The organism is Plasticicumulans sp., from assembly GCF_035331805.1.
Lineage (GTDB): Bacteria > Pseudomonadota > Gammaproteobacteria > Competibacterales > Competibacteraceae > Plasticicumulans.
The window spans coordinates 1-12542 of the sequence record NZ_DAOLKE010000082.1; the positions used below are offsets into that span (position 1 = coordinate 1).

Sequence of the window (12542 nt, forward strand, 5' to 3'; positions counted from 1 at the left end):
CCGGCGGCTATGCCGGGGCACGCATCGGCCGGCGCATTCCGGCGAAGTGGCTGCGGGCGGGCATCGTCGCGACCGGGACGGTGATGGCGGGGCTGTTCTTCCGCGGCTGAGCGGACCGGAGCCGCGCGAGGGCGGTCGCTTCGGGCCAGCCGGGGCTGTGCAGCGGCGATGCCGGGCATCGCGGGCTTTGCCTCAACGGATGCGCGATCCGCCGGTCTAGAATCCCCGTCCCTGCCGTCACCCCGGGAGTCCCGAACATGCCTGTTGCCGCTCCCGATCTCCTCAGCATGATCCGCGGGCTCGTGGCGCTGCCTTCGGTCAGTGCCGTGCAGCCGACCTGGGATCAGGGCAATCTCGCCGTCGTCGAACGGCTGGCCGACTGGCTCGAAGCGCTCGGCTTCCGCTGCGAGCTGCTCGCGCTCGACGATCCGCGCAAGGCCAATCTCGTCGCCACGCTCGGCAGCGGCCCGGGCGGGCTGGTGCTCGCCGGACACACCGACACCGTGCCCTACGATTCCTCGGGCTGGCGCCACGACCCGTTCGGCGGCATCGAGGCCGACGGGCGCATCTACGGACTCGGCACCGCCGACATGAAATCCTTCCTCGCGCTCGCGGCCGAGGCGGCGCGCGGGCTGCGTGCGCAGGACCTGCGCCGGCCGCTGGTGATCCTCGCGACGGCCGACGAGGAATCGAGCATGGACGGGGCGCGTGCGCTGGTCGCCGCCGGCCGGCCGCTCGGGCGCTACGCGGTGATCGGCGAGCCGACCGGGCTGAAGCCGATCCGCCTGCACAAGGGCGTGATGATGGAGGCGATCCGCGTGCAGGGCCGCGCCGGTCATGCCTCGGACCCGAGCCTCGGCAACAGCGCGCTCGAAGGCATGCACCGCGTGATCGGCGAGCTGCTGGCGATGCGCGCCGGCTGGGCGACGCGCTACCGCAATCCGCAGTTCGCGGTCGAGGTGCCGACGCTGAACCTCGGCCACATCCACGGCGGCGACAATCCGAACCGCATCTGCGCGCACTGCGAGCTGCACATCGACATCCGGCCGCTGCCGGGCATGTGTCTGCACGCGCTGCGCGAGGAGATCGACGCGCATCTTGCGCGTGCGCTCGAAGGCACCGGCCTCGGCTGGAGCAGCGAGGCGCTGATCGAGGGCATCGAACCGTTCGAGACACCGGCCGATTCGCGGCTGGTGGCGGCGGCCGAGCAGCTCACCGGCCACACCGCCGGTTCGGTGGCCTTCGGCACCGAAGGTCCGTACCTGAACAAGCTCGGCATGGACACGATCATCCTCGGCCCCGGCGACATCGCCCAGGCCCACCAGCCCGACGAGTATCTGGCGCTCGATCGCATTCCGCCGACGCTGGAACTGCTGCGCGCGCTGATCCGTCGCTTCTGCATCGACGTGCCCGATCCCGCTGCATGACGCCCTCCCTGACCGAACGCGCGATGAACGATCCCAAGAAAACACTGGTGCAGGGCCTGCGCCAGGCCGTGCCGTACATCAATGCCCTCGAACACAAGACGCTGGTGATCCTGTTCGGCGGCGAGGCCGTCGTCGATGTCGAGCGCTTCGCCTCGCTGATCCACGACATCGCGCTGCTCGACTCGCTCGGCCTGAAGCTCGTGCTCGTGCACGGCGCCCGGCCGCAGGTCGAGGCCGAACTCGCCGAGATGGGCCACGAACCGCGCTTCGCCGAGGGCGTGCGCATCACCGACACGGTCGCGCTCGATGCGGTCAAGGAGGCGGTCGGTGCGACGCGCATCCTGATCGAGGGCCTGCTGTCGATGGGGCTCGCCAATTCACCGATGCACGGCGCGCGGCTGCGCGTCGGCTCCGGCAACGCCGTCGTCGCCCGGCCGCTCGGCGTGCGCGAGGGCGTGGATTTCCAGTACACCGGCGAGGTGCGCCGCGTCGACGGTGAACTGATCCGCGCCTGGCATCAGGCCGACACCATCGTGCTGCTGTCGCCGCTCGGCTATTCGCCGACCGGCGAGGTGTTCAACGTCTCGGCGCGCGAGGTCGCGGTGATGGCGGCGCGCACGCTCGGGGCCGAGAAGCTGGTGATGCTGACCGAGGAAGGCGGCATCGTCGATCACGACGGCCGGCTGCTGTCGGACCTGAGCGTGCCGCAGGCCGAGCGCCTGCTCGCGGCCGATACGGCGATGCTCGACGCCGATCAGGCCGAAGCCCTCGACAACGCCATCGCCGCCTGCCGCGGCGGCGTGCGCCGCGTGCATCTGGTGCCGCGCAGGCTCGACGGCGCACTGCTGCTGGAGCTGTTCACGCGCGATGGCGTCGGCACGATGGTGTTCGCCGACCAGTACGAGGGCGCGCGCCCGGCAACGATCGACGATGTCGGCGGCCTGATCGAGCTGATCCGCCCGCTCGAAGAGGACGGCACGCTGGTGCGCCGCTCGCGCGAGCGGCTGGAGAACGAGATCGACCGCTTCACGCTGCTCGAACGCGACGGTGCGATCATCGGCTGCGCGGCGCTGTACGCCTTCCCGGACGAGGCGATCGGCGAACTCGCCTGCGTGGCCGTGCACGCCGATTACCGCCGCGGCGGCCGCGCCGATGCGCTGCTCGGGGCGATCGAGGCGCGCGCGCGCGGCATGGGTCTCACGCGCCTGTTCGTGCTGACGACGCGCACCGCGCACTGGTTTCGCGAACGCGGCTTCGAACCGGCCGATCTCGATGCGCTGCCGGTCGGGAAGCGCGAGATGTACAACTTCCAGCGCCGCTCGAAGGTGTTCGTGAAGCCGCTGCTGTGAGCCGGTGCGAGGTTTTTTCGTCTGTCTTCGCATGTCATTGAGCAATCGCAACGCCGCAGCCCACAGCAACCGGCAACATCCGGGCGCGCGGTTTCGGATGACGGCAATCCGGCCGGCAGTCAGCGGCATACCACGCAATAGCGACTGCGGCGGCTCGACGGAGCCGGATTTCTGGTCAAAACTGCGCGCCGGCGATGGCGGCCCCGGTGTGCCACCCCGCCCCGGACGCCCGCCCGGCTGTCGCCCGCCGGCACAGCCCGGCATGGACCGCCGGTACTGAACCCCTGTACCCCCTTCGAGGAGAGAGCCACATGAAAGCCATTCACGGCATCGCGGGCGCCCTGCTGCTCGGCGCGATCGTCGCCGCTCCGGCGCAGGCCGACGGCCTCGCGCTGGCGCAGAAGAACAACTGCCTCGCCTGCCACGCCGTCGACCAGAAGCTGGTCGGCCCGTCCTACAAGGAAGTCGCCGCGAAGTACAAGGGTGACGCCACGGCCCCCGACAAGCTGGCCGCCAAGGTCAAGGCCGGCGGTGCCGGTTCCTTCGGCCAGATCCCGATGCCGCCGAATCCGCAGGTGTCGGACGCCGACATGAAGGAAATCATTGCCTGGATCCTGGCGCTGTAAGCTCCGCGCCCGCGCAGAAACTAAAACGGCCGCCCCCGGGCGGCCGTTTTCATTGGCGGGCACCGCAGCCGCACGCCCTCCGGAACAGGCCCGATTCTTGCGCATTCTCCGGCGATGCCGCCTGCATGCGACAAAGCCGACACGGCCCGTGTGCGCGACAGCTTCCGTCAAGACCTTGATCGATCGGGATCAACAGCCCGGAGGACAGTGCTACATGGTCCCTGCCCTTTGTCAGGATTGTCTGCGCGTGTGGGAATTCGTCGACTGGGAAACCGCGATGCAGGCCACGTGTACCTGCGGCGGCCAGATCTGTTCCTGCCCGAAGTGCTACCGCCGCATCCAGTCCCTGCACGCCCGGCGCTGGGAGGCCGCGCAGCTCGGCCTGCCGAACGGCGTCGTGCTGCTCGGCTGGAACGCCTACGACGGCGCGCAGTTCACCGACCTGCGACGCGAACCGCTGAAGCACGACTGATCCGCAGGACACGGCCGGGCGGCTGCGCCGCACGCGGCCGGTCGCAGCGCCAGTGCCCGGCGGGCGTGACAGGAACGGCGCGCTGCCCCGCTGCCCGGAGCCTGCGCCGGTGCAGCCGTGCATCCGCTGCGCTGCGCACGGCCTGCTGCTGCTGCGCGTCATGCATTGCTGCCATGCCACGGAACGATGCCTGTCGTGTTCCGGGATTGCTGAATACATGATGGTATAAGTAATGATCTGAACAGGTTACCACCCACCTCCGGGCCGGCGTTCAGGCTGCATCCTGCGGCACCGTCAGCGGGGCTTCCGGTCGAAAGCTGATACGCTTTTTCCATCCGGCCCGAGGGGGCCGGCCCGTATCGCTCCGACTGCCTTCCCGAGACGCCCGATGACGCACCCCGCCTTCGAACACCTGCGCAGCCGTGCCGTGCCGGCGCTGAAGCTGGAACTGCAGGAGTACCGCCACCGCGCCACCGGCGCCCGGCACGTGCATCTGGCGAGCGACGATCCGCACAAGGCCTTTCTGGTCGCGTTCCTGACCGTGCCGCAGGACTCGACCGGCGTCGCGCACATCCTCGAACACACGGCGCTCTGCGGCAGCCGCCGCTACCCGGTGCGCGATCCGTTCTTCATGATGACGCGCCGCTCGCTGAACACCTTCATGAACGCCTTCACCGGCGCCGACTGGACGGCGTATCCGTTCGCGAGCCTCAACCGCAAGGACTTCGAGAACCTGCTCGATGTCTACCTCGACGCCGCCTTCTTCCCGCTGCTCGATCCGCTCGACTTCGCGCAGGAAGGCCATCGCGTCGAGTTCGCCGATGATTCCGCCGACGCGCCGCTGGTGTTCAAGGGCGTCGTCTACAACGAGATGAAGGGCGCGATGTCGAGCCCGGTGCAGGCGCTGGCGCAGCGCCTGCAGAGCGCGCTGTTCCCGACCACGACCTATCACCACAACAGCGGCGGCGAGCCCGGGGTCATTCCCGATCTCACGCATGAACGACTCGTCGCCTTCCACGGCGCGCATTACCACCCGTCGAACGCGGTGTTCATGAGCTACGGCGACCTGCCGGCCGCCGAGCTGCAGCAGCACTTCGAGGAACGCGCGCTGTCGGCGTTCACGGCCCGGCCGCTCGACCTGGCGATTCCAGACGAGCGCCGCTACGACGCGCCGGTCGCGGTCGAAGCCCCGTATGCGGCCGATGCCGAGGCGCTTGCCGACGGCACGCACGTCGTGCTCGGCTGGCTGCTCGGGCGCACCACCGATCCGCTCGAAACCGCGCGCGCGCGGGTGCTTTCCGATGTGCTGCTCGACAACTCCAGCTCGCCGCTGCGCCACGCGCTGGAGACCAGCGAACTCGGCGCCGCCCCGTCGCCGCTGTGCGGCTTCGACGATTCGACGCGCGAGACCACCTTCACCTGCGGCCTCGAAGGCTGCGCGCCGGACACGGCGGCGGCGGTCGAGCAGCTCGTGCTGGAGACCATCACCCGCGTCGCAGAGGACGGCGTCGCGCCCGAGGTCGTCGAATCGGTGCTGCACCAGCTCGAACTGCAGAGCCGCGAGATCAGCGGCGACGGCTATCCGTACGGCCTGAAGCTGATGCTCGATGCGCTGACGCCGCTGATGCACGGCGGCGATCCGCTCGACGGTCTCGACATCGATCCGGTGCTCGCCGAGCTGCGCCGCGAGGCTGCCGAGCCCGGCTTCATCCCGCAACTCGCGCGCCGGCTGCTGCTCGACAATCCGCACCGCGTGCGCCTGAGCCTGAAGCCCGATCCGGAACTCGCCGCCCGTCAGGCCGCGGCCGAGATCGAGCGGCTTGCTGCGCTGCGTGCGCAGCTCGATGCCGAAGCGCAGCAGCAGGTGCGCGCGCAGGCTGCAGCCCTCGCCGCGCGCCAGGCCCGCCATGACGATCCGGCGCTGCTGCCGAAGGTCACGCTCGCCGACGTGCCGGCGGAACTTGCGATTGCCACGGGCGAGACGCGGCAGCTCAACGGCGTCGAGACCGCCTGGTACGCGCAGCCGACCAACGGCCTCGTCTATCAGCAGTGGGTCATCGACCTGCCGGCGCTCGACCCCGGACTCGCCGGCCTCGTGCCGCTGTACGCGCTGACGCTCAGCGAGGTCGGCAGCGCCGGTCGCGACTATCAGGAAACCCAGGCCCTGCAGGCGGCGGTGACCGGCGGCATCAGCGCCCGCTGCCTGGTGCGCGCCGCGGTCGATGACCCGCAGCAGCTGCGCGCGGTGCTGGTGCTCGCCGGCAAGGCGCTGGCGCGCAACGCCGGCGCGCTGACGCAGCTGCTGCGCGACACGCTGCTGGAGCCGCGCTTCGACGAACTCGACCGCCTCGCCGAACTCGTCGCGCAGTACCGCGCCCAGCGCGACGAGGAAGTCGTCGACCACGGCCATGCGCTGGCGATGGGCGCGGCCAGCGAGGCGCTGTCGCCGGCCGGCGCGCTGATCTCGCAGTGGGGCGGCCTGACGGCGATCGAACGGCTGCGCGAGCTCGACGATGCGCTGTCCGCGGATGACGACGAAGCGGATGCGGCCCTCGCGACCTACGCGCAGCGGCTCGCGGCCCTGCACGCCCGGGTGCTGTGCGCGCCGCGCCGGCTGCTGGTGGTCGCCGAAGCCGGACGGCATGGCGAGCTGGCGGAACTCATCGCCACGCACGGCGCCGGTCCGGCCGCGGCCGGCACGGCCGTGACACTCGCCCCGGCGCTGCCCGACAGCCCGCCGGTGCAGGCCTGGACGCTGGCCACGCAGGTCAGCTTCTGCGCCCGCGCCTATCCGGCGGTCGCAGCGGGACATCCGGATGCACCGGCGCTGGTCGTGCTCGGGGACTTCCTGCGCAATGGCTTCCTGCACCGCGCGATCCGCGAGCGCGGCGGTGCCTACGGCGCCGGCGCCGGCCTGCACGCCGACAGCGGCAGCTTCCGCTTCTTCTCGTACCGCGATCCGCGTCTGGCCGAGACGCTGGCCGACTTCGATGCCTCGATCGACTGGCTGCTGAGTACACGGCACGAAGCCCAGCCGCTGGAGGAAGCCATCCTCGGCGTCGTCGCCGCGATCGACCGTCCCGGCTCCCCGGCCGGCGAGGCGATCAATGCCTGGTTCAGCGAGCTGTTCGGGCGCACGCCGGAGCAGCGCCGGCGTTTTCGCGCCCGCGTGCTGGCGGTGACGATCGAGGATCTGCAGCGCGTCGCCCGGACCTGGCTGCGCCCGGAGCTGGCGCGCACGGCGGTGATCACCAGCGCCGCGGCGCTGGCCGCGAGCGGGCTGAACGCGGAAGTCCGGACGCTCTGAGAGACCGCTGCCAGACCACTCGTTTCAGCCCCCTCTTCCTCCGGGGGAGGGGTTGGGGCGAGGGCTTCCTTCGAGCCTCAATACGCCCCGGCAACCATGATTCCGTGCCGGAAAAGCCCTCATCCCCGGCCCTTCCCCCCGTGAGGGAAGGGGGTGAAGCGGCTGGCATTCCTCCGCTACTTGCGCCGCGCCCGTGCAAACGCATCCGCGAACGCCCCGCCGCCGGCCGGCTTCTGCGCTCTGGCTGGCGGCTGCGCCTGTGGCGGACGGCCGCTGCGGGCCGTGCCGGCCGGCTTGCCCGCGCCCGGCTGGTGGTCGCGCGCCTGATCGGCCAGCCGCATCGTCAGCGCGATGCGCCGGCGCTTCACGTCGACCTCCAGCACCTTCACGCGCACGACATCGCCGGCGCGCACCACCTGGTGCGGGTCCTTGACGAACTTCTCGGACAGACACGAGACGTGCACGAGGCCGTCCTGATGCACGCCGATGTCGACGAAGGCGCCGAAGTTCGTGACGTTGGTGACGACGCCTTCGAGCACCATGTCCGCTTCGAGGTCCTTCAGGTCCTCGACGCCTTCGCGGAAGGCCGCAGTGCGGAACTCCGGGCGCGGGTCGCGGCCGGGCTTTTCCAGCTCGGCGATGATGTCGCGCACGGTCGGCACGCCGAAGCGGCCGTCGGTGTACTGCTCCGGACGCAGGCCGCGCAGGAAGCCGGTGTCGCCGAGCACGCCGCCGATGTCACGCCCGGCGCGCTTCAGGATGCGCTCGACGACCGGATAGGCCTCCGGGTGCACGGCCGAACGGTCGAGCGGGTTGTCGCCGTGGGCGATGCGCAGGAATCCGGCCGCCTGCTCGAAGGTCTTGTCGCCGAGGCGCGGCACCTTCAGCAGCTGCGCGCGGTTGCGGAAGGCGCCGTTGGCGTCGCGCCACGCGACGATGTTGCGCGCCAGCGTCGCGTTCAGGCCCGACACGCGCGTCAGCAGCGGCACCGAGGCGGTGTTGACATCGACGCCGACGGCGTTGACGCAGTCCTCGACCACGGCATCGAGCGAACGCGCGAGCTGCGTCTGGTTCACGTCATGCTGGTACTGGCCGACGCCGATCGCCTTCGGCTCGATCTTGACCAGTTCGGCGAGCGGGTCCTGCAGCCGGCGCGCGATCGACACCGCGCCGCGCAGCGACACGTCGAGCCCCGGGAATTCCAGCGCCGCGAGTTCGGAGGCCGAATACACCGAAGCACCGGCCTCGGAGACGACGATCTTGCCGAGCCCGAGGCCGGGCTCGCGCCGGATCAGCTCGGCGACCAGCCGGTCGGTCTCGCGCGAGGCCGTGCCGTTGCCGATCGCCACCAGCGCCACGGCGTGCGTGCGGCAAAGGACTGCGAGCTTCGCGAGCGCCTCGTCCCAGCGCTGGTGCGGCACGTGCGGGTGGATGGTCTCGGTCGCGAGCAGCTTGCCGGTGGCATCGACGACCGCCACCTTGCAGCCGGTGCGCAGGCCCGGATCGAGGCCGAGCACGGCGCGCGGACCGGCCGGCGCGGCGAGCAGCAGGTCCTTCAGGTTGGTCGCGAACACGCGGATCGCCTCGGTCTCGGCGGCCTCGCGCAGGCGGTTCTTCAGTTCGGTGTCGAGCGCGCTCGAGAGCTTGATCTTCCAGGCCCAGCGCACGCTTTCGGTGAGCCAGGCATCGGCCGGGCGGCCGAGCGCGCGCACGCCGAAGCGCGCCGCGATCATGGCTTCGGCCGGGTGCGGCTGGCCTTCGGCGACCGGCAGGTCGAGGCCGAGCGTCAGCACGCCCTCGTTGCGCCCGCGCAGCAGCGCCAGCGCGCGGTGTGACGGCACCTTGTGCAGCGGCTCGGCGAAGTCGAAGTAGTCCGAGAACTTCGCACCCTCGTCCTGCCTGCCATCGACCAGGCGGCTTGCCAGCACGCCTTCGCTCCAGAGCCGCTCGCGCAGCCGGCCGAGCAGTTCGGCGTCCTCGGCGAAGGTTTCCATCAGGATCTGGCGGGCACCGTCGAGCGCGGCCTTCACGTCGGCGACGCCGCGATCCGGCGCGACGAAGCCGGCGGCCAGGGCTTCCGGCGCCTGCTGCGGATCGGCGAGCAGGGTTTCGGCGAGCGGCGCAAGCCCCGCCTCGCGGGCGATCTGCGCCTTGGTGCGGCGCTTGGGCTTGTACGGCAGGTACAGGTCTTCGAGCCGGGTCTTGGTGTCGGCAGCGAGGATGTCGGCCCGCAGCGCGTCGGTCAGCCTGCCCTGCTCGCCGATGCTGGCGAGCACGGCGGCGCGGCGGTCTTCCAGCTCGCGCAGGTAGCCGAGACGTTCCTCGAGCGTGCGCAGCTGCGTGTCGTCGAGGCCGCCGGTGACTTCCTTGCGGTAGCGGGCGATGAACGGCACGGTCGCGCCCTCGTCGAGCAGGCGCACGGCGGCCTCCACCTGCGCGGGCCGCACGGCCAGTTCGGTGGCGATGGTCTGGGAGAGGTTCATGGCGGGCGGCAAACCGGCGGTTCCGGGGGCGATGGCTCCGGAACCGGCGCTGGGGGCGATGCGGCGGAGTCAGGAAAAAAAGACAGCGGCCCGCCTCAGAACAGCGGCTGTTCCGAGACGACCAGACCGTCCTCGTCGGCATAGAGGTAGTGTCCGGGCACGAAGCTGACGCCGGCGAAGCGCAGCGTCACGTCGCGCTGGCCCTCGTTGCGCTTGACGGTCTTCAGCGGGTGCACGCCGAGCGCCTTGCAGCCGATCTCGGTATCCGCAATGGCTGCCGAGTCGCGGATGCAGCCGTTGACGATGACGCCGGCCCAGCCGTTCTTCTCGGCCAGCGCCGCGAGCTGGTCGCCGACCATCGCGCAGCGCATCGAGCCGCCGCTGTCGATGACCAGCACCCGGCCCTCGCCTTTTTCCTCGACGGCCTTGCGCACCAGCGAGTTGTCCTCGAAGGCCTTCAGCGTCGTGATCGGACCGAAGAAGCTGATCTCGCCGCCGTAGTCACCGAACACCGGTTCGGCGATCTGCAGGCGGTCGGCGTGTTCGTCACAGAGGTCGGCAGTCTTGAAGCCCATCGGTCGGGGTCTCCTGCGAGCGGGTCTGAAGCGGTGATGGAAATGCAAATCACGCTGGCGAACTGCGGCACCGGCAAGGCGCGCGAGTGTAGCATGCGGCAGTGCGGCAAACCGGCCGCGCCTGCCCCCCGGAAGTCTGGACGCATGTGGCTCGAATGCGAGGATTTCAGGACCGCCGTGCGCCTGTCACCGCTGGTGTCGATCGATCTGGTCGTGCGCGATGCCGCCGGCCGCGTGCTGCTCGGCTGGCGCAACAACCGCCCGGCGCAGCACTGCTGGTTCGTGCCGGGCGGCAGCATCCGCAAGCAGGAAACCCTGGACGCGGCGTTCCGGCGCATCAGCCATGACGAACTCGGCCTGGGCTGCGAACGCGCCGAAGCGCGCTGGCTCGGCGTCTACGAACACTTCTACGACGATCACTTTGCCGGCACCGACTTCGGCACCCATTACGTCGTGCTCGGCCACGAGCTGGCGGTCGGCTCGGGGCTGACGACGCTGCCCGATGCCCAGCACGCGCACTGGCGCTGGTTCGAAGTCGACGAACTGCTCGCCAGCCCCGAGGTGCACCGGCATTCGAAGTGGTACTTCGATCCGCGGGCCTGCTGAAAAACCGGGCACGATGGATATAACTTTTAATCATTAAAACAAAATTATTCATAATGTAATAATGAAACGTATCGCCCGGATGCCGCACACCGGCAGCGGCACGGGCCTGTGATCCCGATTTCAATTGCTTCAGGAATGCTTGACCATGAATGAACTGGCCGGTTTTCTGGTCGGCACGGTGGTGGGATTCACCGGTGTCGGCGGCGGTGCCCTGATGACGCCGATCCTGCTCTTCTTCTTTGGCGTGGCCCCGCAGACCGCGGTCGGCACCGACCTGCTGTTTGCGGCGATCACCAAGTTCGCCGGCTCGCTCGTCCATGGCTCGCGCGGCTCGATCGACTGGCTGGTGCTGCGCCGGCTCTGCTACGGCAGCCTGCCGGCCGCGGCCCTGACGCTGTACGTGCTGCACGGCCAGCGCATCGACGGCGAGGTGCAGACGGTGATCCTGCGCACGCTCGGCATCGCGCTGGCGCTGACCAGCCTGTCGGTGCTGTTCAAGAACCAGATGCACCTGATCGGGCGCAAGCTGCGCATCGGCCGGCCGGAACGCTTCAAGCGCTTCCAGGGGCCGCTGACAATTTTCGCCGGCACCATCCTCGGTGCGCTGGTAACGCTGACCTCGGTCGGTGCCGGCGCGCTCGGGGCCGTGATGCTGCTGTACCTCTATCCGCTGCGCCTGACGCCGGCGAAGCTGGTCGGCACCGATCTCGCGCACGCGATTCCGCTGACGCTGGTCGCCGGCCTCGGTCACCTGTCGCTCGGCAACATCGACACCACCCTGCTCGGCGGCCTGCTGACCGGCTCGATTCCCGGCGTGCTGCTCGGCTCCTGGCTCAGTCACCGGCTCGACGGTGCCTGGGTCGCGCGCGGCATCGCCGTGCTGCTGCTGATCAGCGGCGGCAAGCTGCTGGCGATCTGAGGCGGCCTCAGCGGCTGGTGATCTTCAGCTCGATGCGCCGGTTGCGCCGGAAGGCCTCCGGCGTGTCGGCGGGATCGACCGGATGGAACTCGCCCATGCCGACCGCCGCCAGCCGCTGCGGCGGGATGCCCTGACGGATCAGGTAGTCGACGACCGCCTGCGCGCGCGCCGTCGACAGCTCCCAGTTCGAGCGGAAGCGGCTGGCGCGGATCGGCTCGCGGTCGGTGTGGCCGATGATCTCGATGATGACCGGCAGATCCTCGGGCAGCCGCCCGGACAACTGCCGGTAGACGCCGGCGAACTTGTCGAGATCGGGCTTGCCGGCCTCGCTGAGCGCGGCCTCGCCGGAGCCGAACAGCACCTCGGACTGGAACACGAAGCGATCGCCGACGACGCGGATGTCGGGATCGTCCTCGAACAGCGTGCGCAGCCGCCCGAAGAACTCCGACGCGTAGCGCGACAGCTGCTCGACGCGCTCGACCAGCCGCAGCCGAACCTGCCGGTCGAGTTCATCGAGGCGCTCGGCCTGTTCGGTGACGGTCGCATCGCGCTCGGCGAGCTTCGTCTGCGTCGCGGCGAGCGCCGTCGCCTGTTCGTCCAGCCGCCCGGCCAGCGCGGCGCGCTCGCGTTCGAGCCGGGCTTTCTCGGCCTCCAGGGCCGCGAGCTGCGCGGCGGCGGTCTCGCGTTCGACCGCCGCGCGCTGATGTTCGACGCCCAGCGTCGCCGCAGCCTGCGTGTGCGCCTCCGCGAGCGTCGCCGCCGCCTGCCGGCGCTCGGT

The 12542-nt window shown here is 70.3% G+C and carries 10 protein-coding genes and 1 pseudogene; 8 read left to right on the forward strand and 3 right to left on the reverse strand.

Translation table 11 applies throughout. The features are described 5' to 3' along the window. From PKE44_RS08050 to PKE44_RS08075, 6 genes and pseudogenes are all read left to right on the forward strand, one after another. Positions 1-110, forward strand: a pseudogene (locus tag PKE44_RS08050) (sulfite exporter TauE/SafE family protein); the annotation flags it as partial. Positions 111-257: 147 nt separating this feature from the next. Next, positions 258-1427 carry an acetylornithine deacetylase gene (argE, locus tag PKE44_RS08055; protein ID WP_324549878.1) on the forward strand — a complete coding sequence of 390 codons (1170 nt, stop codon included), beginning with the start codon at positions 258-260 and terminating at the stop codon, positions 1425-1427. Further along, positions 1424-2776 (forward strand): amino-acid N-acetyltransferase, encoded by a 1353-nt coding sequence (gene argA, locus PKE44_RS08060; protein WP_324549879.1) that lies wholly within the window; start codon positions 1424-1426, stop codon positions 2774-2776. The genes argE and argA overlap by 4 nt, the downstream gene beginning before the upstream one ends. Positions 2777-3087: 311 nt before the next feature. Further along, positions 3088-3402: a c-type cytochrome gene (locus PKE44_RS08065; RefSeq protein WP_324549882.1), complete on the forward strand. Its 315-nt coding sequence runs from the start codon at positions 3088-3090 to the stop codon at positions 3400-3402. Positions 3403-3616: 214 nt separating this feature from the next. Beyond that, a complete protein-coding gene (locus PKE44_RS08070; RefSeq protein ID WP_324549884.1) occupies positions 3617-3874 on the forward strand; it encodes a hypothetical protein in 258 nt (85 codons plus the stop codon). A 388-nt stretch (positions 3875-4262) separates the two neighbouring features. Continuing rightward, positions 4263-7181 carry an insulinase family protein gene (locus tag PKE44_RS08075; RefSeq protein ID WP_324549886.1) on the forward strand — a complete coding sequence of 973 codons (2919 nt, stop codon included), beginning with the start codon at positions 4263-4265 and terminating at the stop codon, positions 7179-7181. A gap of 176 nt (positions 7182-7357) precedes the next feature. Here the strand turns inward: PKE44_RS08075 and PKE44_RS08080 are convergent, their stop codons facing one another. Continuing rightward, entirely contained in the window at positions 7358-9664 is a 2307-nt protein-coding gene (locus tag PKE44_RS08080; protein WP_324549888.1) for a Tex family protein, read from the reverse strand. 95 nt (positions 9665-9759) lie between these two features. Further along, the gene (gene rraA, locus PKE44_RS08085) at positions 9760-10239 is read right to left on the reverse strand and encodes a ribonuclease E activity regulator RraA (protein WP_324549890.1); all 480 of its coding nucleotides are present in this window, start codon (positions 10237-10239) and stop codon (positions 9760-9762) included. Between the two features lie 144 nt (positions 10240-10383). Here rraA and PKE44_RS08090 point away from each other — a divergent pair, with 144 nt between their 5' ends. Together PKE44_RS08090 and PKE44_RS08095 are read left to right on the forward strand one after the other, a co-directional pair. Continuing rightward, a complete protein-coding gene (locus PKE44_RS08090) occupies positions 10384-10845 on the forward strand; it encodes a GDP-mannose mannosyl hydrolase (RefSeq protein ID WP_324549892.1) in 462 nt (153 codons plus the stop codon). Positions 10846-10990: 145 nt separating this feature from the next. Next, positions 10991-11764, forward strand: coding sequence for a sulfite exporter TauE/SafE family protein (locus PKE44_RS08095; RefSeq protein ID WP_324549894.1), 774 nt, complete (start codon positions 10991-10993; stop codon positions 11762-11764). 7 nt (positions 11765-11771) lie between these two features. Here the strand turns inward: PKE44_RS08095 and PKE44_RS08100 are convergent. Further along, positions 11772-12542 (reverse strand): OmpA family protein (locus tag PKE44_RS08100; RefSeq protein WP_324549896.1); only part of this gene is annotated, 771 nt, incomplete at its 5' end.